The following is a 20,642-nucleotide window of genomic DNA, read 5'->3' on the forward strand; positions in this document are numbered from 1 at the left end:
TCCCCGTTCCGCCTCCTGGGTTTCCTCCGTTATCTGTCCCCGTTCCGCCTCCTGGGTTTCCTCCGTTATCTGTTCCCGTTCCGCCTCCTGGGTTTCCTCCGTTATCTGTTCCCGTTCCGCCTCCTGGGTTTCCTCCGTTATCTGTCCCCGTTCCGCCTCCTGGGTTTCCTCCGTTATCTGTTCCCGTTCCGCCTCCTGGGTTTCCTCCATTATCTGTTCCCGTTCCGCCTCCTGGGTTTCCTTCGGTGTTATTATTACTCTGTTCTGTCTTTTGAATGATAGGCTTGTTAACAGTGTTTACTAGCGGCATTATTCCATACTGCGTTTTATTAACTACATTTTCTACCTTGCTGTTATCTGTTTTTGTTCCTTCATTTTCTTTATTTGGTTCTTCTTTTTTAGGTTCTTCTTTTCCAGTACTAGTTTCTTTTTCGTAATTACCATTCAATTTCCATTCCCATGTTACAGGAGAGAAAACATCTATATTGATACTTGGATCTATTAGCTTCACATGAAGACTAATTTTCAAATCTCCCTCATTACGTGCTGATATTGCAACTGCTCCGTTTTGCAAGAATTCACTTGTACGGTCCACACCATCAATTAATAGTGAATCTGTACTTCCATATAACTCAAAGCCACTAGGAATACTTATATTCATAGTTTGTGAAGAATCCATTCGAATTACTTTCGCTGTATCACTGAATATAATCCCATCTTTAGACAAACTTGCTTTTACTTCTTTAATTGAATTCCCTAAAGATATTTTATTTACTGGTTCATAATTAAAATTATTTTCTTTATTATATTTATTCGTAAATTGGATTACGTTTTTCAGTTGTACTTTCGTTACATCAGGCAAATCACTTTGAACGATTTCTTCCATGTTCATACTAGGCAACTTTGTAATTAAATTTTCAATTTGTTGCTTGATACGAATATCTGGTTGTTTCATTAACGAATTTATAACTACTTCGTGTTGTCCATCATTTGATATAGACTTTTGTAATCGTTTAAGGATTGTCGCTTGCATGTCACTTTCTAATTTCTCTGCAAGTTCTGTATCATATTCTGACACTTGTTTTTTTACATCCGTTAAATATTTTTGTATTGTTGAAGCATCAGCTAAAATATTAGGATCTTTCTCTGAAAGTGTAAACTGATTTGCGATAATTTTATTCGCAGATTCTAATGCGCTTAACTGCTTTAAAACATCGCCTGAATTCATATCACTCATATACTGATTAAATTGATTTGTAAAATTATTCGCTAACAGATTATTATCAGTTTGTATTTTTTGAAAGTTATTAAATCCTTCTAAATACGTATTATTAGATTTATTCCCTTCATCTAATGCTTGTCCAAACCCTTTTAAAACATCTTGGAATCCTTTAAAACTATTAACAGAAATACCAGTGTAATCTTGTACCGTTTTAAATTGGTTTGTATAATTTGCCAACGGGCTATGTACATCTTTTTTATACATAGTCGTTTGATTGGTCCCTTTTTCAATTATTTTACCTATATTATCTTGTGCACCTTGCAACTTACCGATAACACTTGCAAAATAAACGTCGATGATTTGCTTATTAAAATCTTCTAAAATAGCAGAAGCTGTATTTTCTGCCTCAGCTTTCAAATCTTTATTCCCAGTTGCATTTACTTTGTAATTTAAAGTTAATTTCTCTGGAAGTTCTGAATCAATTGCAACAGCCTTTCTAGAAAAATCGTTAGGTATTACAATCATCATATTGTAATTATTATTTTTCAAACCACTTTCTGCTACACCACGACTTACTACGTACCATTCTTGTTTCGTATTTTTATTTACATTTTTAACAAATTGATCTCCAAACGCTATTTTATTACCTTCAAATACAGTACCTTGATCTTCATTTACCAATGCAACTGTCATTTTTTGCGTAGTATTCTCATTTGCTTTCTTAACATTTTGATTTAACGCTAAATAGGAGACCCCTGTTGATAACACAAGAGCTAAAATAATAAACAACAAGATGCTCCACTTGAACTTTTTCACTACCTATCACTCCTGCGACTGCGAGTCTTTTAAGTTAAAGACTTCGTATCTTACTCTAATTTTAAAGTAATTTAGCCATACAACGTATGGTTGCATGGCTAAATTATATAGTTCTTTTTATCTGTCTTATTGTAGACCGAAATTACGAGAAAGATCTTCGTCATGTCTTGCAACAGCTTCTGCAGTTTTATTAAGCTGCATATTAATTTCTTGTAATAACTCTGCGAAGTTTTGTACTTTTGGCTTTAATTGATTGAACTGTTGATCAAAACCTTCGAAAGCACGACCTTCCCATTCTCCTCTTAATTCATTTTGTAAGTTTTGTAGTTGACGTAAAATGTCCTCAATTTGATTTGCACCTTGTCCATATCGAGTCGCTTTCGATTTAAGCTCCTCTGGTGACATGCGAATTTGTCCTGCCATGAATAAATCCCCCTTAAAATTTAAAAATAGTAAAATTAACCAATAATCAATTCTACAAATTGATTATATCAATAATTTAAAAATTTCTAAACAAAAAAATGATATTTTTCCAAAATTTCTCTTTTACTATAATAACACTATATTATATAATATTAATTCAGTGTTTTTAGGCATACTCTATAAATCAACTATAAATTTAAAGAAAACCTTTTATTATATATATATCTTTAAGGACTTTTCCATTTTAAATTCCAGCAATAAAGTGCTCACTAAATCACTATTTTCCCTTCTCCACTGACTGTTCATTCTCACCAATCAAATTTTTAAACATATTGGGCTATTCCAGCTCTAAAAGCTTTCTTGTCATTATTAATCACCCCAAATAACGCTTCCTGAAGCGCAAATGTACTTTTATAAAAATACATTCGTTCCTTTACTGCTTCTAAATTAGGGTAATAGGCTGCAAATAGTTGTAAAAACTCCTCTCCATAACTAGCTAATATCCCTGCAAAATCATAAGCAGGATCCCCAATGCTCGCACCACCAAAATCTATGACTCCTGAAATATCCTTTTTTGTTGCACTATATAAAATGTTTGTCATGCCAAAATCCCCATGAACGAGACTCGGTGTAAAATTAAAATGACTCTCTTCATTTAAATACGTTTCAAAAGATAATGAAACTTCTTTTTTTGCCTCTTCTCTCATGTATGGATAAACATAATCTTTTAATTGACTATATAAACTATTTATTTCTGAATACATATCAGCACTATCATATTGCATAATACCTTCAAATATAGATAACGGAATTTCGTGCAACTCTTTTAAAAATCCCGCCAATGTGCACGCAAGTTTCTGTAATTGTTTTTCTTCATTTATTCCCGTAAAGATATTTTTCCAAAACGGGTCCCCTTCAATCATTTCATATCCTGCAAATACTTTCCCTGGTACTTCATCTTGAAACCCTTGATAACTCGGGTTGGGAATTTGAAGCGTAATGAAGGGTCTTATTTTCTCTAGCAACTGCGTTTCTATTCGCAGTTTCTGAATACCTTTTTCATATTTCGGGAAACGAAATACTATATTTTTATTTACAATTAATACATCATTATTTTGGCCTATTTCATTTATATAAGCGGATCTTATTTTTAATTCAGGACATACTCTTTGTAAATACGAAATATACTCATTTTCTTTTCTCATTCTTTCCCTCCTCCCGTTCAAGCCTATTGTTCTCACTTCAAAGTCATAATTACCTGTCTTTCAACAAAACCAAGCTCTTCGTACATCTCTTTCGCAAAATTTCCAGCAAATACATTCAAACGAATTTCTGAATAATTTTTTTGTAATTCCTTAATACCAGCCCCCATTAACTTTCTTGACAACCCTTTTCCGCGGTACTCTGGAAAAACATACAATTCGTATATAAACCCTAGTTTTTTGTGAGAAAAATAGTCCGTATTTTCCCCTATTAATATCCACCCCATTACATTGTTTTCTTTTTTAACGACTAAATAATATGCTCCCTTTTCTACAATCGGCCTTGTAATTTCAATTGCTTTCTCTGTACTTAACTGACAATTTCCCCTCGTTCCTTCAAAAAGCGATTGAGCTGCATATTGTATTATTTCGTCCGTTTCTTCCCGATTCGCCTTTTCTATCATTTTTCACAACTCTCCTCTTTAATAGGCATTAATATTGCTCGTTCAAGTTCCTCCGACTCAATCACAATTGCCATCAATCCCTGTTCCGTACTCGTTTCATGAGAGTCGTCCTTCTCCCAAAACACAGCTTGTCCCGCTTCCACCTTCACTTTTTCTTTATCTGCTCCGCATACATATCCTTCTCCGTCCACAATAAGAAGCAGCTGTGATGCAACTGCTTCATGATATCCAATTATTCCATTCTCTCGTAAATGCATAGCACCGATATGTACATTTCCTTGATGGTTTAATATTTTTGACATTATGAAATTAGATTGAAATGCTGAGATTTTCTTTCCCACTTTTTCACTAAAATCAAAAATTTTCATTACTAATCCTCCCTATACGTATAAAACCATCCTTACTGTCTGCATCATATGTCCTTCAAAATCTTCTTCAAATTCCTCTAATTGTGCAAAACCTTTCGCTTCATAAAAACGTTTTCCTTTTTCATTCGCTGCTTCTACATGAATGTATAGTTTCCGAATTCCTTTTAATTCCGTTAACCCTTTTTGTAATAAAGCACTTCCTACCCCTTTCCCTTGCTGATCTGGTAACAAATAAATCGCTCCTAATTCTGCTTCGTTTTGCAGTCTAACAGGCGAGAAATTCGCAAAGCCAATTACTTCTCCCTCGTCTTCCGCAACGAATAAATGTGTATTTTCAAGACGATATTTCATTTTTTCATCAGAATAGGCCTCGTCTAAAAATCTGTCTTGAATCTCTCTCGGAATAATTCTTTCGTATGTATCATGCCAAGCTATTTTCGCTACGGATTGTACAGCGTGAATATCTTCTTGCTTCATTTCTCTAATTACATATGTCATCTCGTTGTCTCCATTCTTTATAAATTATATTCTGCTAATATACTAGAAGAAATGGCAGAACCATTTTCATAATTCACTTTAATTAATTTTAATTTCTCAATTGAAGCTGTTGCATAATCAAATTTTTCATATATATATTCCATTACACTTAAAAACTGATTTGCATGTAACCTATTTGCAATCGTGCAATGCGGAACCCATTTTCCTGGCACGTAATATGAATTTAAATTATCATGAAAAATTTTAAAATAATCATGATAAAAATGATGAAACCTTATCAATTCATCTGTAATGGTCGGTGCTAGAAAGATTGTTCCGTTAGTAGGAAAAATTCCAACAGAAGGAAAAATTACCTCAGCCATATTCGCTTGAACAGCTACAAACTCCTCTAGTTTCTTAGTATACAAGTTAACATCTAACTCATTGTAATCAGCTAATGTAATATGAGGTTCTACTCCTGCTAATTGATTTGTGCCAATGATATTTGTTATTTCATTTTGTAATTCTATAATTTTATTAGTAAACACACGATCAAATGTAGCAATAATAGCGTACATACTTCCTTACCCCTTCGTTACATATAACGCTTCCCATTCTTCACGAATCATTCCCATTCGAATAGAATCATAGTACGTCCCGTTATAATAACGACATTTTCGCATCCTACCTTCTAAGCTCATTCCTATTTTCTCCGCTACTTTCATCATTCGTTCATTGCCAGACCAAGTCGTGATTCCTACTCTGCCAATCTCCATCTTTTCAAATAGTAAATCTCGATATAACGTTAACGCCTCTGTACCATAACCACCATTCCAGTAATTTGGATTATAAATAACAAGCCCCATCTCTAACCAACGCGTCGGTTTATATTCCCAATAAAACCCGATTGTCCCTATAATTTGACCGTTATTTTCTATAATTAAATTGGATAGAGGTTCTTCTTTTAAACGAGTTTTCATCTTCTCTTTATAAGACGAGTATTCTTGCATTGAAAACGGAAAATACGGTGCATCCCATTTTTTCCATTCTGGATTTTCTTCTTTAAATACGAGATCCCATAATGTTTTTATATCTGATTCTTCAATTGCACGAATTGTAACTTTATCCCCTTTTACTCTTACGTTTTGCATAATTTCCTCCTACACTCCTCTTTATTTCATATATAATTATAATATTTTTTCAGAAAAATCAAAACAAATATCCTTTATTATATTGTATAATTTTGTTATAAGATACCAATTATTCATGTGGAAAGCTGGTGATTCAATGAATAATCGATTTAGTATTACTTTATTTCTCACTATTATTACAACAAATATTATTCTCTATTTCTTCTTACCATTACGTATTGTTACAAAATGGGACTTCAATGGAACGCCTACATCAACAATGGATAAAAGCACTTTTGTTATCGTAAATATAATTATATGTACCTTCTTATTCTTTTTATTTTTAGCTTTATCTAAAGCAGCGAGTAACCAGAAATTTCTCCTTTGGATTGGCAACACAATTTTACTATTTTTATTTTTTGTCGATATTGTCATTGCTCTCATCGCTCTTGGCTTCACTCTTCCTCTTGATCATTTAATATTTTTAGCATTAGGGCTTTTATTTATATTAATAGGCTATTTCAGTTCCAAAATTAATACGAGTAAATCAACGGTTTCATTGGAATGGAATGATAAACACCTTGAAAAAAGAGCTTCAAATATTTGTAGTATTTCAATGATAATAGCAGGTATTTTCCTAGCCGGGCTTCCATTTATCGTTCCTGTTCCGTATAGAGGTTATGCTATAATCGTAATTATTTTAGGAATGACGCTTGCCATTTTACCGAGTACGATTTACTTACTTATGAAAGACAGCAAGCAATCTACTCATTTAAAAAGGTAATAAAAAAATAGGAGGCTCCATACCTCCTATTTCATCTTTTCTATCTCAACTAAAATACCTTTCTCTATCCAGCCTTCTACTCCGTCTCTTTTAATTAAATCATATCCTGAGCAGCTATTATCAATGAGAGACACAATGTCCCCTTTTCTTACACTTATTTGTGCACAAGAAATATCGGTTTTCACTGTGTATTCACCTGAATTAAGTTGCCTAATATATTCATTTTTCACAGAGAGTAATTTATTCGTTTCTCTTTGCTTACATACCGTATAATCTTTCATCTTCTCTATAGGATCTATGTAATAATACGGATATGTCACCCCGCCCTGCATTGATGTGTTCGCATTAAAATCCGCTATCACTTCAAACTCTGGAAAATAGTCTACATATGTATAAGAAAACGTATCACCTGCTCTTGTCCTTTGAATGATAAATGCGTTTAATTGTCCTGCTTCTTTAATCGCATTTCCACCGTCAATTGCAATAATCTTTTTCTCCTCATCAATAACTGGATTGTTAGACGGTGCCTTGTCTGAATAGTTTACAACAGGCCAATGACCGACAACTACATACTTATTTGCTCTATGTGATTTATTGAAAAACTCTGGCATTGCTATCGCATTTTTGCGCACTGTTTCTTTCCAATCTTCTTTATCATCAAGGCCAGCATGTACAAAAATATAATCTTCTGTTTCAATCGCTGTTGGTAATTCTGTTAGCCACTTTATTTCTTTTGAAAAATGCCCCATCAATATGTTTTTCACTTCACAAATATCACTTTCTTCATTAACGGTAACACTCAATTCCGCTAGCCACTCATTAAAAATTGTATTCTTTCGCGTACATAAATAATTTATTAGCGCGGGATTTTCATTCACAAGTGCTTCAACTACAACTTCACAATTCCCTTCAATTACATAAACGTTTGGCTTGCTAACTACTAGATCCATCACATAGTTTACGACGCCAATGCTATTTCTTCCTTTCTCACAAAGATCACCATTAATAATTAAATAATCCTCATCTTTAAAATTAACTTTATGTAGTAGTTCATTAAAAAGATTTAATTCTCCATGAATATCAGAAATAATGATGACTCTTCCATCATTTGGTATAGATAATTTCTTTATTTTTTCCAAGTATAAACGCTCCTAACATTCTCCAAATTCAATATTCCCTTGTTATTTTCTAATATTCGACAAATTATATTACTGGACCTGTTGCTAGCTCAAATCCAGAAAAGAAAATAGGTTCCATATATTTTTAAACATGGAACCTACTTAATATTATAGCTCTTTATAAAAAGAATAGCTTACCTTATCATAGCCCTCTCTTTCATAAAAACGATGTGCATCCATTCTTGGAAACGCAGATGTAAGAACGATAGAGCTGCACCCTTTTTCTTTCCCCCATTTTTCTACATATGACAGCAGAACTTTACCATATCCTTTTGATCTGTGTGCTTCCGCAGTTACAAGATCATATACGAAAACATGTTTCTCATTATAAAAATTCGTACAAATCGCTACACCAGCTAGACTAACTGCTTCATGCTCTTCATTACGTAGCGAAAATAGTTTATAATTCTCTTCTTTCATTTTTTGAAACAAAGAACTTGCTTCTTCTCTTGAAAGTTTCGTTCGTAACTGCTGTAATACGGGAAATACATCATGTAAATCCGCTTCTGTTACTACTTCTCTAATATTCATTTTGATTCTCCCCTTACTATTTATAAAATTTTCTAAATGTTATATCATCATTATAGAAAGCCACTGCCCTTAGCTTAAGTGACAGTTTTATTCTTTTTTATAAGGCCAGTATGAAAAGGAGCGTCCACGAATGGATCTGACTATCCCATTAGTATTACAAAGTAAAACACCCCTTTACTTACAAATTTATGAATATATGAAACGAGAAATCTCTCATGGGTCACTATGTGCCGGTACACGCCTTCCTTCTCACAGAAATTTAGCAGTACAACTTAATGTGAGCCGTATTACAGTGGAATCCGCTTATCAACAATTACTAGCTGAAGGGTATGTAGAAAGCAAACCGAAACGTGGGATTTTTGTTGCAGAAGTTGATATTGATGTCATTCAAAAGAAACAGCAAATTGCGTCAAACAGTGCTAACAATAAAAAAGACGAACAATATGATTATGATTGTAGTCAAGGACTTATTGATCAAAAAGCTTTTCCAATAACAAACTGGAAAAGAGCAATACACGAAACTTTATTTCAGTATGAAAATGAATTATTTGCTAAGGAAGATCCACAAGGTGAGCTCGTTCTACGAGAACATATTTCAAAGTATTTATATCATGCTCGCGGGGTACATTCTTCACCTGATCAAATTATTATTGGAGCAGGTACGCAGCCTCTTCTTTGGCTACTACTTCAACTACTTGGTTCAAAAAAGGAATTCGGAATCGAAAACCCTGGATTTCACCGTATTCCTGCTATGATTCAAAGTTCTGGTCTTACCGTTCACCCCATCCCTTTAGATAATAAAGGGATTCATATTTCCGCTTTACGTGAATCGGGTTGTAATGTAGCGTATGTCACTCCATCTCACCAATTTCCACTTGGAATCATTATGCCGTTATCTAGAAGACTCGAGTTATTAAAATGGGCGAATGATTGTAAGGGCTATATTATTGAAGATGATTACGACGGGGAATTCCGTTATATAGGAAAACCTATTCCTTCTTTACAAGGACTAGATGCAAATGAACGCGTTATTTATATGGGAACTTTCTCGAAATCTTTTTTACCTTCTTTACGAATGGGATATATTGTTTTACCACCTCATCTGTTAAGAGCCTATGAAGAGCTTGGTGGTATGTTTAAACAAACAGTTTCTACGCTGCAACAACTTACCTTTGCCACCTTTATTCAAAATGGTGATTGGGAACGTCATATTAACCGCAGTCGGACGTTATATAAAAGAAAACATATTTCTTTAATTAAATCTATTACAAACGAGATGGGAAATAACGTTCATATACTCGGTGAACAATCCGGACTTCATATTGTACTTCACGTTCATAACGGAATGAATGAACAAGAACTTATTCATGCAGCCGCAAAAGAACGTATTAAGTTATACCCTCTCTCCACATACGATTCGGTTCATAATGTAATGGATGAGTCGTATGTATTGCTCGGTTTTGGCAGTATTCCAGAGGATTGTATCGAAACTGTAGTTCAATTACTGAAAAAGGCCTGGTTCCCTAAATAAGAATAGCTCCACGTAAGTTATACTTACGTGGAGCTATTTTCATTCACTATTTTTCTGATCTCGCTGCCCTTCCCGGACGTTTGACACCAGTTGTTTCTGTTGAATAGGAAGCTTCAATGATAGCAGTTGGATCTACAGAGAGAACGAGATCTTTCATTTTTGGATAAATGAAACGGTTTGTAATACAATAAATGATTCTCTTATGTTCTCCTAAAAAACCACCTTCTCCATGTAGATACGTAACGGATAATTGCAATTCTTTCATAAGCAGATCGCCTATTTCTTTATTTTTACCAGAAATAATCATGACGCTCTTTCCTTGATTAATACCATCTAATATGAAATCAATCATCTTCGTAACAATATAGAAAATTGCTAATGAGAACATCGCTTGTTCGATTGAAAATAAAATCGCTACAAATGTGAAAATAACTGCATTTACAGCAAGTAAAAATGTACTAATCGGTACTTTAAAGTGTTTGTTCATCCAAACCGCTAACATTTCTGATCCATCTATTGCTCCACCCATTTTAACAACAATCCCAACGCCTATTCCAAACAGTACGCCACCATAAAGTACAATTAATAATTCAGAAGTTGTAATCGCCGGAAATGGTTTTAAATAGATTAATCCGAGTGTTGTAACTACATTTGCATAAGATGTACGGATGAAGAACTTCTTCCCCATTACTTTTGCGGTAAATAGCAGGATAGGAATATTAAGTCCTAAAAACACTCCGTAAAGCGGTAATCCAGCAACTTTATTTGCCATAATAGCAATGGCCGTTACCCCGCCATCTACTAAGCCATTAGGTGCTAAAATAAGCTCTAATGAACCCGCTACAATAATCGATCCAATTGTTAATAATACGTATTCAAATACTCTTTTCATTCATTACCCCCAAAACTTATGTATTTTCTTAGTATTATTTTAACGTAATTTTACTACTGATTCAAAGATATGAGTTTATATACACAAAAGTTTCACCTTTACAGTGATTTTTTATGTAATTTATTTATAGAAACACACTTACATATTACAGTAAGTGTGCTCCAAACATTTATTTAAGTTTTGAGTATGAATTCATTTTCATTTTTAATATTTCATCAACTGCCCTATTATACCCACCAGCATTTCGAAGTGACTCTCCAACTTTACGACTATTTTCTTTAAACGTTACATCATCCATTACTTTCTCTACAGTCTCACGTAACAATTCAGAACTTAATTCTTTACGATTAATCCTTATTCCAGCCCCTACTTCAGTCACTCGTTGCGCAACTAAAGGCTGATCTCCTGTTACAGGAATTACAACTAACGGGACACCGTAATATAGTGCTTCACTCGAACTATTCATACCACCATGTGTCACGAATACATCAGCATGCTGTAATATTTCTAATTGCGGTACGTAATTATACAACTTAAAGTTATTCGGAATGTTTTCAAATTGATTTATATTTATCCTCTTACCAACTACTAATACGACTGTCGCTTCTACATCTTTAAACGCTTCAAAACATTTTTCATATAGTTCAGGTTGTTCATTAAAAACTGTTCCCATAGAAATGAAAATCAATTTTTCATCTTTTAAATCCTCCATAGAAAAGCTGTCTACTTCTTTTCGAGTAGCAATTGATGGGCCGACAAACTTATACGATTCATCGAATACATCTGAACGCGGCTGGTATTCTTTTGAAGTATATACGATAGTAATATCACCAGGATGATTCATAATATCATACATACTATTACATTTCATTCCATACTGCCTATTCCATTTTTCCATTCCCGCTAAACAAGATTGATATAATGGATTCGTTTCATCTACTTGTCTTGATTCTTGTTCATCATTAAAAGTAATGTACTGATTAAAAGCAAATGTTGTACAAGAAGAAACGCTAGGTAATTTTAAAACATTGGCTATAATACGTCCTACGGGAAAATGATTATCGTATATCAAGTAATCGTACTTTTCTCCTTTTGTTTCTTCTACAATTTGAGTCACAATACGCTCTGATGCCTCAATCATATGAGATAGCATCGTCAAAGGACTCCCACCTTCATTTACTCGTTCCATAATATTAATTTGAGAGAGGAAATTCTCAAACACTCGGAATTCTGCACCTGTTGCTTCAATCTTCTTTCTATAATCTTCAATACAATACGAAACAACTGTCTCCCCTCGCCGAATTAACTCACTTACAATAGCTAAAGTCGGATTTATATGACCTTCTCCAGGGAAATTTATTACGAGTACATTTGCCATCATATTCTCTCCTATCTAATATTATTAATAATTAATTATATTAATTAATTTAAAACTATTATAAAGGAATCTATTCTATTTCTTCACATTTTTCTCTTCATTTTATTATTGAGAAATATTTTTCATAACCAACATTATAATTCTTATAAAAGAGCGCTTAACTCTTCATTTACTGAAAATAAGAGATTTACATTCGGGTGTTTTTACAGATTTATCATCAGAAATATTATTTTGATAATTCATACAAAAGTAGAAAAATATAATTTTCACACTGATTTCTCACTATAAATTTATTTAAGTTCTATGTTGTCCCTATCATTATCCACTTGGAACATATTCTGTTATATAATGAATTTATAGAATTTACAGAAAAAGGAGCGTTTTTATGCTACAACAACTATTCACTTCACCTATTTTATCTGTCCAAACTTTACACCCAGGTTATGAAGACCATGCAAGCGATGTGTTTCTTGTTAAAACAGCAGCTGAAGAAGTTATTGTTCGTTCCTCAAAAATAACGGAAGAGCCAAACAATGATTTTTGGTGGGGATGTAAAAACCTATTTGGAATTGACCCAAGGAACGTACATCATTTAGAAGCTGTACATACATTGTTGCAAGCACATACTAATCTTCCTATCCCCGCAATATTAGAAAAACATATTTTAAATGGTCGTGAGTTCGTTGTAGCCGAAAAGTTAGTAGGTAACACAGTTCAATCTTTTATCGGGCAACCAGATTCTATTTTATTCAATCTAGGAAAAGGGCTTGCAGAAATACATAAATTTAAAACCGATTACATAGGAAATGTACCAGGCTCATTTCAAGTTACACTAGATGAATTCCAATCACACATTTTGAATGTGAGTAAAGAGATTGTGAATATGTTTTATTCCGATAATGAAAGCATACAAAATGCATTTCCTACTTTTGAATCACAACTTTCTTCCTTACCAGCACCAAAGGAATCAACGCTCGTTTTAATTGATATGGACCCTACTCAGTTTTTATCAGATGGTACAACTATTACGGGATTAGTAGATACAGAAGCCTACGCAGTTGCTCCCCGGGAGTTTGATTTTATCGGCTTAGAATATATATTTACTGAAAAAGAGGCTCATGCTTTTAAACAAGGTTACGAAACCATTATGCCCATTCCCCGTCTTGAAGAATGTAGACATCCCTATCGATATTTGTACCGATTATTATCTGTTCAGGGCAGCGTGGAGTTAGAAAAGTGGCTAAGTCATCCAGTCTATTTTTAAATACGAATGAGAGGGATTATGAAATGAATATTGAACAAAAGAAATCTTTAACAGCAAATGCAATTCAGCAAATGAAAGATTTAGCTCATATTTGCGGGGAATACGATCAAATTGATTATTCGTCAAATTTACATATAAACTTTTTAACTGCTCGTACTAATGAAGAGATAAATGATTTTCTACTTTATGACGATACTCAATTAATCGGTTCATTAAGTATGTATGACTTTGAAAGACCAACAAAACTGGAGTTAATAGGGTTTGTTCATCCGAACTATAGGAAACAACATATAGGCACTACTCTTTTACAAGCTGCAATAAAAGAAATACGAATAAGAGAGGCAGATGAAGCTCTTCTTATTACGAATGGAGATTCTATTTCCGGGAAAGAATTTGCAAAACATATGAAGTTACCTTATTTATATAGTGAATATAGTATGGAGTTCAAAGCAAAAGAAGTTCAAAAAACACCAAAGAATACTATACAGTTCCCTCTTGCCTCTTCAGAATCACTTCTTGATCTTATTGAAATTTCCAGTAAAGCTTTTGGAGATTCAGCAGAAAATACCGCTATATGGTTACAAAAAATGATGAATTCACCTTCTCATCAAGTTTACAGTGCTCTTATCAACGAAAAATTGATAGGAACGATTACAGTTTCTGAGCAAGAACAATCTACTACACTATCAGGATTCGCCGTTCATCCTTCTTATCAAGGTAAAGGATATGGTAAAGATATTCTTAGTTATATGGTACATACCCTTATTACAAAAGGAATTTCAACAATTGAATTGGACGTCGAAACGAAAAATAACCACGCTTTAAAGCTATATACACAATGTGGTTTTGAAATAAAAACGAAGCATGACTATTATAATGTAATGAATTTTGAGGAGAATACATATGTTTAAAAAACCAATTTATTCTAATTATAATATTTTTGCAGACATCTATAATAAACATTGGGGACATTTTGCTGAACACTCCTATCCAGCCTATCATAAATTCGTTTTACAAGACGCTCCTCCCCACTCCCGTATATTAGATCTTTGCTGCGGGACTGGTCATCTTACTAGGAAACTACTTGATCATAATTTTATAGTAACTGGTATAGACGGTTCTGCAAAAATGATCGAACACGCACTTCACAATGCGCCAGATGCATCCTTTATCGTCGGCGATGCACGCTTTTTTAAAGTAGATGAGCCTTTCCACTATGTCATCTCAGCAGGTGATAGTTTAAATCATATACTGACATTAGATGAGCTCAAAGATACTTTTCATCATGTTTATTTAGCATTATATGATGGAGGTACTTTTGCATTTGATATGAATATGGAGAAAGGTTTTCTTGAAAAATGGATTGCTTCATTTCATATTTCAGCGGAAGAATATGTATGTACGATTGATTCTACATATGATAACGAAAATAAAAAAGCAGAAATGAACTTTATACTATTTCAACATGATATAGATAATAATTGGAAAAGAAGTGACTTTACTTTTGAAGAAGCTTGTTATTCCAATGAAGAAATAATATCTTTGTTGAAATCCGTTGGTTTTAAGAATATTCAACTACACGGTACAAATAGAGCATTTTTCATTTGTCAAAAATAAAAAAACTGAATCATATCGATTCAGTTTTTTCTTAGTATATTTACGAAAGCAGTCGTTTCATTATTTTCTTTATAAACTCGCGGGATTCTTCTGTCTAACATACATGTAACTTCATAGTTAATTGTACCTAACATATCCGCTACTTCTTCTACCGCAATTTCTTCTTCGCCTTGTTTACCGTAGAATACTACTTCGTCCCCAACTTGTACTGGCATTGCTTTTGAAACGTCTAACATGAGCTGATCCATACAAACACGGCCAATAACAGGTACTCGAACTCCATTTATTAATGCATGCCCTTTATTAGATAACTGACGATTATAGCCATCAGCATAACCAATCGGTACAGTTGCAATCCATTCTTCACCAGTCGTTACATACGTATTCCCATAACTTACACCGCGATTCTTCTTCGCATGTTTAATATGAGCTACTTTTGATTTTAACGACAACGCAGGCTGTAAAGAAACGACTGCATGATCTACCTCTTTTGAAGGATACATTCCATATATTCCAATACCTACACGGACCATATTTTGAAATGTATTGCTAAGCTCCATTGAACCTGCACTATTTGAACTATGAATATATGGAATATGAATTCCTAATTCTTTTGCTGTATTGACAGCTTTCTCAAATAAACTTGTTTGCATATTCGTATATGATTTATCAATTTCATCTGCCGTAGAGTAATGTGTAAACATTCCTACTACCTCTACATACTCCATACGGTTTAATTCTTCTAAAAATGGTTTAACCTCTTCTTCTTGTAAACCGATACGACTCATTCCTGTATCAATTTTCACCTGAATTTGCGCTTTCTTTTGAAGACGGTTTGCGATTTCATTTATACCTTGTAAATCTTCACTTCTATAAACAGTCATCATAACGTCATATTGAATTGCCTCTTCCGCAGCTGCTACTGATGTATAACCTAAAATTAAAATCGGCATGTTAATTCCTGCTTCTCTTAACTCTATCGCTTCATCTACAAATGCAACTGCAAGCTGATTTATTCCTACTTCAATAGCAGCTTTCGCAACTTCAACCGCCCCGTGGCCATACCCATTTGCTTTTACAGCAGCCATCATTGCAATATTTTCATCATTCACACGCTTTTTAAATTCTTTTACATTATGTTTTACTGCATTTAAGTCAACTTCAATAATTGTATCTCTTCCATATTTCAAACTCATTGGTCTAACTCCTAACTCAATAATTGCATTCCATTCTATTTCACGTTTCATATGACCTTTTACAATATAATACTTTTCAATATGCTAGTCAAACTACTAGAATTTTCGGAATTTTGAGTATGATATAATACTCTTAAGAAACTATTATATACGGAGAAGAGGAGAATTACAATGTTTGTACAATCTGCATTGCATCAACTACAAGTTGCTGTTGATACTTCTATTCAAATGCTTAACCAATATAATGAAGATAGTTTAAAAATACAACCAATTCACTCGAAGCGATCTTTATTTGAAATGTGTGCACATCTTTCTCTGATTTGCCATGCGGATTTACTCATTTTAAATGGTAGTACGGATAAAGAGTTACGTACTTTTTATTTAGAATATACACCGGAAACAATTGCCCATATGCAACAAATAATGATTGAAGGATACAATCTTCTCTCTAAAACATTTCTTTCCTATTCCCAAGAAGAATTAGCAGAAGTTATGACTGCCTATTGGGGTGTTTCTTATTCTCGGTTTGAATGGTTACTTGAAATTCTCTCACATTTTTATCATCATCGTGGGCAAGTTCATATTTTATTGTGCGAGCATATGAAAGATCCTCGCATTCCTTTATTTGAGTGATTTTCCACTCATTCATTATCCAATTTACATATCATCAAATACACGTTCATTATTAATAAATAGAGAAGCAATAAATCCAATAAAAAGTAACATTCCTAATAAAATAAACGTTTGAGTATAACTTCCTATTTTCATAAGATAAATAGAAATGAGGGGTCCTATACTAGTACCTAAAAATAAAACAAAGGTATAGATAGAAACTGCTATTCCCCTTGCTTTCCCTCCCAATTGGCCGACAAGAGCAACTAAAGACGGAACGGATATAGCAATACCTATTACAAAACAGACACTCATTATGACTAGAAGGGGCAGATACGAAACAAAGCCCATTGCACTTAGACTAAAAATAGCGACCAGCAATCCACCTTGAAGAACTTTCCTTACTTCGAACCTCTTCGTTAAACGACCCGCAATTGGTGATAGAATCATACCAAATAACCCCGCTAAGCGAAAATAAAGGATTTGTTCTGCAGTTAAATTATAAGTAGGAGAGCTCAAATAATTCCCTAAAACAGTATACATATTAACAAAAGCCATCAATAAAACAAACGCAATCATATAACTCAATACTAAGCTTTTATGTGTAAAGACTTTGCCCATCTGCTTAATCGGTCCCAAAATATCAGTATAGGATTGAGATATCTCCCCTTTCGGAAGAGAATATTGAATCCATACAGCAGTAATCATATAGACCACGCTAAGAAGAAAGAACACCATATGCCATCCAAAATGTTGACTAACAACCGTACTTATTACCTGACCTACAATTCCAGCTACTAAAAAACCGGTACTAACAAATCCTATTGTTGTAACCTTTTTTTCTACTGGAAACATTTCTACAACATAAGCTAACGCTACCGGAGAAAATGTTGCTGCTGCAATACCCTGTAAGCCCCTAAAAATAACAAGCCACAATATACTATCCACAAACCCTAAGGAAAACGAAATAATCGACAGAGCAAGTAATCCAATGAAGATCACTTTTTTTCGCCCATATTTATCAGAGGTTGCCCCAAATAACAAGCAACCTATAGCAAATCCAACAGAAAATATACTGCCTGTAGCTGCAGATTGTGCTAGTGAAACATTAAAAAGATCTGAAAATAGTGCAATTAAAGGGATTGTTACATATAAGCTAGACATAACTACCATACCCGACCAACATAATACAACGGTCATTATTGTGTAATTCTTTTCACTATTTATTTCCTTTCCTATTTCCATCATAATATCTCTCCCTTATTACAATTTTTTTATCAATTTAAAACCTCTAAAGTGCGCAAAATGGTATTTCTTTAACTGCTGCTTATTTTAATTACATCGTAAAAAGTATGACTGCCTCAAAAGTTAGTCAAACATATAATAAGGTAAGCTAATTATATTCCCAAATAAATAAGTTGATCCTCATAATCAACTTATTTACCTACCTTCTCCTAATTTCACCTGCATATTTATTTGTATTTTATTTAATAGCTTCTCTAAAACTTGACGCTCTTCTTGATTAAAGTCGTCAACTAACGAAGCGCAAGATAACCAAAAAGTTGGTAAAGATTGCGTTACTAATTCTTTTCCTTTCGAAGTAATTTTCACTTTTAACCTTCTTCGATCTTCAGAATGATGAAATCTTACGATTAACTCTCGTTTCTCCATCCAATCTAATAAGCCAGTGACAGAAGCACGTGTTATCCCTAATCGACTCGCAATATCCGAAGGACTCATGTTCACTTCTTCCCCATTTGATTCCATTTCACGCAAAATAAACAACAGTAAAAAATCTAATTTACTTTCCGATATACCAAGTGGAGCTAAATCTACGTCAACAGCATCAAGAACATTATCAGACGTCCATAACATTAACAAACCAAGTTTTGCTGCGATTGGATCCGTATCCGCTGATGCTGTCTTTTTTATTAACTCTGTATACGGCCCAATCCCTAAAGGAAGAGAATCATTTTTTGAACCCATTTATCTTCACTCTCCTTTCCTTTTAATTAATTAGCTTACCTAACTACTTTTTCATTATACTCACATTTTTACTTTTATTGCAAGAATATTGTTAAACAAAAAATCCTGTCATGAAAACAGGATTTTTCAAACTGACTAGCTATTATCTTTAAATAATACGAAACTCCTTTAAGGCAAAGGAAATACCACCTTCACTTGCCTTCTTTGTAACGAAATCAGCTTTTGTTTTTAGTACTTCTCCGCCATTCCCCATCGCAATTCCTAATCCTACATATTGCAACATCTCAATATCGTTTCCACCATCACCAAAAGCAATTGCTTCTGATTTACAAATGTTTAAGTGATCCAATACTTTTTGAATTGCGGTGAGCTTCGATACTTTATTATCTTCCAATACATTTATGACATAACCATGAAAACGGTCGAATGTAAGCATTGGGTATTTTTCAATAAATTTTTGAGATTCTATTTCATCCGCATACAGACATAAACAATAGATCTCTTCAGACAAATCCTTGCTTTTTTCAGGGTACTCCCCTAAATTTAACGTCTCGCTAAGTGCTTGCATTACACGCTCATTATCTGAGGCTATTCCGTTCATTGTAAAACCCTCAGTAAAATAAGAAACGCCGTGACCATGTAATTCTGCAAACTCTGAGATATCATGAACGATTTCACTGGAAAGTACTGATTTATGTATAACTGATTCCTCACACTTAATATGTGCACCATTTGCAGAAATAATTGTATGTATGCCCAGCTCTTTAAATTGCGAACATAAGCTATATGGTCTCCCTGTTGTAACAACTACGTGAATTCCTTTATCTATTAATCTTTGTATCGCTTCTTTTGTACTTTCGTGCATACTTCTATCAATCTCACTTAAAAGCGTACCGTCAACATCAAAAAACACTACTTTGTACACGGGTCTTTACATCCCGTCCAAATGATTCGTATCATTAATGAAATGCACCGTTTTTTGTTCGCCATCAATTTCAATTAAGCTTATTCCCGTATCTCCCATTTTAAAATAATAGTCCATTGAAATGGGCATTTTGAAAAACGCACGTAATAGACTATTTATTACACCACCGTGTGCAACGATTGCTATCCGTTCATAAGTATTCTCCGTCACGATTTTAGAAAAGATTCCTTCTATTCTCATTCTAAATTCAATAAATGATTCCCCATTTTCAAAACGGTCATGAAGAAACTTTGGCTCTGGATATTTCTTTGCTTCTTCAAAAGATAAGCCTGCTTGCACTCCGTTATTAAACTCCATTAATTCCTCTTCTAGTTGAATTGGGCATCCAATTCCTTCAGCTAACGTTTCACCAGTTTCACGAGCACGCTTTAATGTACTTGCCCAAATGAAATCTGGTGGAAAATCTGCTTTCACTTTCTGTACAAGCCTTTGCACTTGCTGTCTTCCCTTTTCTGTTAATTCAAAGTCAGCTCGTCCTTCATGTACATGTAAAATATCTGCTTCGGATTCACCGTGACGTATTAATAATATTTGCACTTGTTTCCCACTCCCTTGTTTAATATCCACAAAATTCCATTATATCATA

The 20,642-nt window shown here is 33.8% G+C and carries 23 protein-coding genes; 6 read left to right on the forward strand and 17 right to left on the reverse strand.

The annotated features are described in order from the left end of the window. The 8 genes from esaA to FS802_RS03720 form a co-directional block, all read right to left on the reverse strand. The coding region (gene esaA / locus FS802_RS31450) for a type VII secretion protein EsaA (RefSeq protein WP_260989057.1) at positions 1-2,038 on the reverse strand (2,038 nt) is incomplete at its 3' end. Positions 2,039-2,164: 126 nt separating this feature from the next. Further along, a complete protein-coding gene (locus FS802_RS03690) occupies positions 2,165-2,461 on the reverse strand; it encodes a WXG100 family type VII secretion target (RefSeq protein WP_000918598.1) in 297 nt (98 codons plus the stop codon). 323 nt (positions 2,462-2,784) lie between these two features. After that, positions 2,785-3,666 (reverse strand): phosphotransferase family protein, encoded by an 882-nt coding sequence (locus FS802_RS03695; RefSeq protein ID WP_001224474.1) that lies wholly within the window; start codon positions 3,664-3,666, stop codon positions 2,785-2,787. A 32-nt stretch (positions 3,667-3,698) separates the two neighbouring features. Further along, the gene (locus tag FS802_RS03700) at positions 3,699-4,127 is read right to left on the reverse strand and encodes a GNAT family N-acetyltransferase (RefSeq protein WP_000570281.1); all 429 of its coding nucleotides are present in this window, start codon (positions 4,125-4,127) and stop codon (positions 3,699-3,701) included. Further along, positions 4,124-4,495, reverse strand: a complete 372-nt coding sequence (locus FS802_RS03705) for a hypothetical protein (protein ID WP_000688084.1) — start codon at positions 4,493-4,495, stop codon at positions 4,124-4,126. The genes FS802_RS03700 and FS802_RS03705 overlap by 4 nt, the downstream gene beginning before the upstream one ends. 12 nt (positions 4,496-4,507) lie before the next feature. Next, the gene (locus tag FS802_RS03710) at positions 4,508-4,993 is read right to left on the reverse strand and encodes a GNAT family N-acetyltransferase (protein WP_000222829.1); all 486 of its coding nucleotides are present in this window, start codon (positions 4,991-4,993) and stop codon (positions 4,508-4,510) included. A gap of 17 nt (positions 4,994-5,010) precedes the next feature. Next, complete coding sequence (locus FS802_RS03715; RefSeq protein WP_000270867.1) at positions 5,011-5,550, reverse strand: 2'-5' RNA ligase family protein; 540 nt, start codon at positions 5,548-5,550, stop codon at positions 5,011-5,013. A 6-nt stretch (positions 5,551-5,556) separates the two neighbouring features. Next, positions 5,557-6,123 carry a GNAT family N-acetyltransferase gene (locus FS802_RS03720; protein WP_001181828.1) on the reverse strand — a complete coding sequence of 189 codons (567 nt, stop codon included), beginning with the start codon at positions 6,121-6,123 and terminating at the stop codon, positions 5,557-5,559. A 136-nt stretch (positions 6,124-6,259) separates the two neighbouring features. Here FS802_RS03720 and FS802_RS03725 point away from each other — a divergent pair, with 136 nt between their 5' ends. Next, positions 6,260-6,886, forward strand: a complete 627-nt coding sequence (locus tag FS802_RS03725; protein WP_033657809.1) for a DUF1648 domain-containing protein — start codon at positions 6,260-6,262, stop codon at positions 6,884-6,886. Between the two features lie 26 nt (positions 6,887-6,912). Here the strand turns inward: FS802_RS03725 and FS802_RS03730 are convergent, their stop codons facing one another. Beyond that, positions 6,913-8,025 carry a metallophosphoesterase gene (locus tag FS802_RS03730; protein WP_000411317.1) on the reverse strand — a complete coding sequence of 371 codons (1,113 nt, stop codon included), beginning with the start codon at positions 8,023-8,025 and terminating at the stop codon, positions 6,913-6,915. A gap of 147 nt (positions 8,026-8,172) precedes the next feature. After that, positions 8,173-8,595: a GNAT family N-acetyltransferase gene (locus FS802_RS03735; RefSeq protein ID WP_001026086.1), complete on the reverse strand. Its 423-nt coding sequence runs from the start codon at positions 8,593-8,595 to the stop codon at positions 8,173-8,175. A 130-nt stretch (positions 8,596-8,725) separates the two neighbouring features. On the opposite strand from FS802_RS03735, the gene pdxR reads away from it, so the two are divergent. After that, positions 8,726-10,126: a MocR-like pyridoxine biosynthesis transcription factor PdxR gene (gene pdxR / locus FS802_RS03740; protein ID WP_000366306.1), complete on the forward strand. Its 1,401-nt coding sequence runs from the start codon at positions 8,726-8,728 to the stop codon at positions 10,124-10,126. A gap of 46 nt (positions 10,127-10,172) precedes the next feature. Here the strand turns inward: pdxR and FS802_RS03745 are convergent, their stop codons facing one another. Next, positions 10,173-11,018 carry a YitT family protein gene (locus tag FS802_RS03745; RefSeq protein ID WP_000831975.1) on the reverse strand — a complete coding sequence of 282 codons (846 nt, stop codon included), beginning with the start codon at positions 11,016-11,018 and terminating at the stop codon, positions 10,173-10,175. A 169-nt stretch (positions 11,019-11,187) separates the two neighbouring features. Beyond that, complete coding sequence (locus FS802_RS03750; protein ID WP_000024483.1) at positions 11,188-12,396, reverse strand: macrolide family glycosyltransferase; 1,209 nt, start codon at positions 12,394-12,396, stop codon at positions 11,188-11,190. A 385-nt stretch (positions 12,397-12,781) separates the two neighbouring features. On the opposite strand from FS802_RS03750, the gene FS802_RS03755 reads away from it, so the two are divergent. Genes FS802_RS03755 through FS802_RS03765 form a run of 3 tightly spaced genes read left to right on the forward strand, consistent with a single transcriptional unit; the run spans position 12,782 to position 15,277 of the window. After that, the gene (locus tag FS802_RS03755) at positions 12,782-13,660 is read left to right on the forward strand and encodes a hypothetical protein (RefSeq protein ID WP_000941389.1); all 879 of its coding nucleotides are present in this window, start codon (positions 12,782-12,784) and stop codon (positions 13,658-13,660) included. 23 nt (positions 13,661-13,683) lie between these two features. After that, positions 13,684-14,571: a GNAT family N-acetyltransferase gene (locus FS802_RS03760; protein WP_001019657.1), complete on the forward strand. Its 888-nt coding sequence runs from the start codon at positions 13,684-13,686 to the stop codon at positions 14,569-14,571. Continuing rightward, positions 14,564-15,277, forward strand: coding sequence for a class I SAM-dependent methyltransferase (locus tag FS802_RS03765; RefSeq protein ID WP_000474000.1), 714 nt, complete (start codon positions 14,564-14,566; stop codon positions 15,275-15,277). The genes FS802_RS03760 and FS802_RS03765 overlap by 8 nt, the downstream gene beginning before the upstream one ends. Before the next feature lie 20 nt (positions 15,278-15,297). Here FS802_RS03765 and alr read toward each other — a convergent pair whose 3' ends face one another. Then, complete coding sequence (gene alr / locus FS802_RS03770) at positions 15,298-16,473, reverse strand: alanine racemase (protein WP_144524872.1); 1,176 nt, start codon at positions 16,471-16,473, stop codon at positions 15,298-15,300. A 171-nt stretch (positions 16,474-16,644) separates the two neighbouring features. Between alr and FS802_RS03775 the strand changes: the two genes are divergently transcribed. Continuing rightward, positions 16,645-17,106: a DinB family protein gene (locus FS802_RS03775; protein WP_000498023.1), complete on the forward strand. Its 462-nt coding sequence runs from the start codon at positions 16,645-16,647 to the stop codon at positions 17,104-17,106. A gap of 24 nt (positions 17,107-17,130) precedes the next feature. Here FS802_RS03775 and FS802_RS03780 read toward each other — a convergent pair whose 3' ends face one another. From FS802_RS03780 to FS802_RS03795, 4 genes are all read right to left on the reverse strand, one after another. Then, positions 17,131-18,330 carry an MFS transporter gene (locus tag FS802_RS03780; protein WP_033657810.1) on the reverse strand — a complete coding sequence of 400 codons (1,200 nt, stop codon included), beginning with the start codon at positions 18,328-18,330 and terminating at the stop codon, positions 17,131-17,133. Between the two features lie 195 nt (positions 18,331-18,525). After that, positions 18,526-19,071 (reverse strand): MarR family winged helix-turn-helix transcriptional regulator, encoded by a 546-nt coding sequence (locus tag FS802_RS03785; RefSeq protein ID WP_000534967.1) that lies wholly within the window; start codon positions 19,069-19,071, stop codon positions 18,526-18,528. A gap of 148 nt (positions 19,072-19,219) precedes the next feature. After that, positions 19,220-19,996, reverse strand: a complete 777-nt coding sequence (locus tag FS802_RS03790) for a Cof-type HAD-IIB family hydrolase (protein WP_098653754.1) — start codon at positions 19,994-19,996, stop codon at positions 19,220-19,222. Between the two features lie 6 nt (positions 19,997-20,002). Beyond that, on the reverse strand, positions 20,003-20,593 hold the full coding sequence (locus FS802_RS03795) for a histidine phosphatase family protein (protein ID WP_001166451.1): 591 nt from the start codon (positions 20,591-20,593) through the stop codon (positions 20,003-20,005). Positions 20,594-20,642 lie beyond the last annotated feature (49 nt).

Source organism: Bacillus sp. DE0042, from assembly GCF_007680225.1.
In the GTDB taxonomy this organism is placed as follows: domain Bacteria; phylum Bacillota; class Bacilli; order Bacillales; family Bacillaceae_G; genus Bacillus_A; species Bacillus_A wiedmannii.

Bases quoted from the DNA above. Each gene is read 5' to 3' on its own strand.
- FS802_RS03750 (WP_000024483.1), bottom strand. From the start codon at position 12,396: ATGGCAAATGTACTCGTAATAAATTTCCCTGGAGAAGGTCATATAAAT.
- pdxR (WP_000366306.1), top strand. From the start codon at position 8,726: ATGGATCTGACTATCCCATTAGTATTACAAAGTAAAACACCCCTTTAC.
- FS802_RS03725 (WP_033657809.1), top strand. From the start codon at position 6,260: ATGAATAATCGATTTAGTATTACTTTATTTCTCACTATTATTACAACA.
- alr (WP_144524872.1), bottom strand. From the start codon at position 16,473: ATGAGTTTGAAATATGGAAGAGATACAATTATTGAAGTTGACTTAAAT.
- FS802_RS03705 (WP_000688084.1), bottom strand. From the start codon at position 4,495: ATGAAAATTTTTGATTTTAGTGAAAAAGTGGGAAAGAAAATCTCAGCA.
- FS802_RS03720 (WP_001181828.1), bottom strand. From the start codon at position 6,123: ATGCAAAACGTAAGAGTAAAAGGGGATAAAGTTACAATTCGTGCAATT.
- FS802_RS03760 (WP_001019657.1), top strand. From the start codon at position 13,684: ATGAATATTGAACAAAAGAAATCTTTAACAGCAAATGCAATTCAGCAA.
- FS802_RS03690 (WP_000918598.1), bottom strand. From the start codon at position 2,461: ATGGCAGGACAAATTCGCATGTCACCAGAGGAGCTTAAATCGAAAGCG.
- FS802_RS03710 (WP_000222829.1), bottom strand. From the start codon at position 4,993: ATGACATATGTAATTAGAGAAATGAAGCAAGAAGATATTCACGCTGTA.
- FS802_RS03775 (WP_000498023.1), top strand. From the start codon at position 16,645: ATGTTTGTACAATCTGCATTGCATCAACTACAAGTTGCTGTTGATACT.
- FS802_RS03735 (WP_001026086.1), bottom strand. From the start codon at position 8,595: ATGAATATTAGAGAAGTAGTAACAGAAGCGGATTTACATGATGTATTT.
- FS802_RS03765 (WP_000474000.1), top strand. From the start codon at position 14,564: ATGTTTAAAAAACCAATTTATTCTAATTATAATATTTTTGCAGACATC.
- FS802_RS03745 (WP_000831975.1), bottom strand. From the start codon at position 11,018: ATGAAAAGAGTATTTGAATACGTATTATTAACAATTGGATCGATTATT.
- FS802_RS03785 (WP_000534967.1), bottom strand. From the start codon at position 19,071: ATGGGTTCAAAAAATGATTCTCTTCCTTTAGGGATTGGGCCGTATACA.
- FS802_RS03695 (WP_001224474.1), bottom strand. From the start codon at position 3,666: ATGAGAAAAGAAAATGAGTATATTTCGTATTTACAAAGAGTATGTCCT.
- FS802_RS03700 (WP_000570281.1), bottom strand. From the start codon at position 4,127: ATGATAGAAAAGGCGAATCGGGAAGAAACGGACGAAATAATACAATAT.
- FS802_RS03755 (WP_000941389.1), top strand. From the start codon at position 12,782: ATGCTACAACAACTATTCACTTCACCTATTTTATCTGTCCAAACTTTA.
- FS802_RS03715 (WP_000270867.1), bottom strand. From the start codon at position 5,550: ATGTACGCTATTATTGCTACATTTGATCGTGTGTTTACTAATAAAATT.
- FS802_RS03780 (WP_033657810.1), bottom strand. From the start codon at position 18,330: ATGGAAATAGGAAAGGAAATAAATAGTGAAAAGAATTACACAATAATG.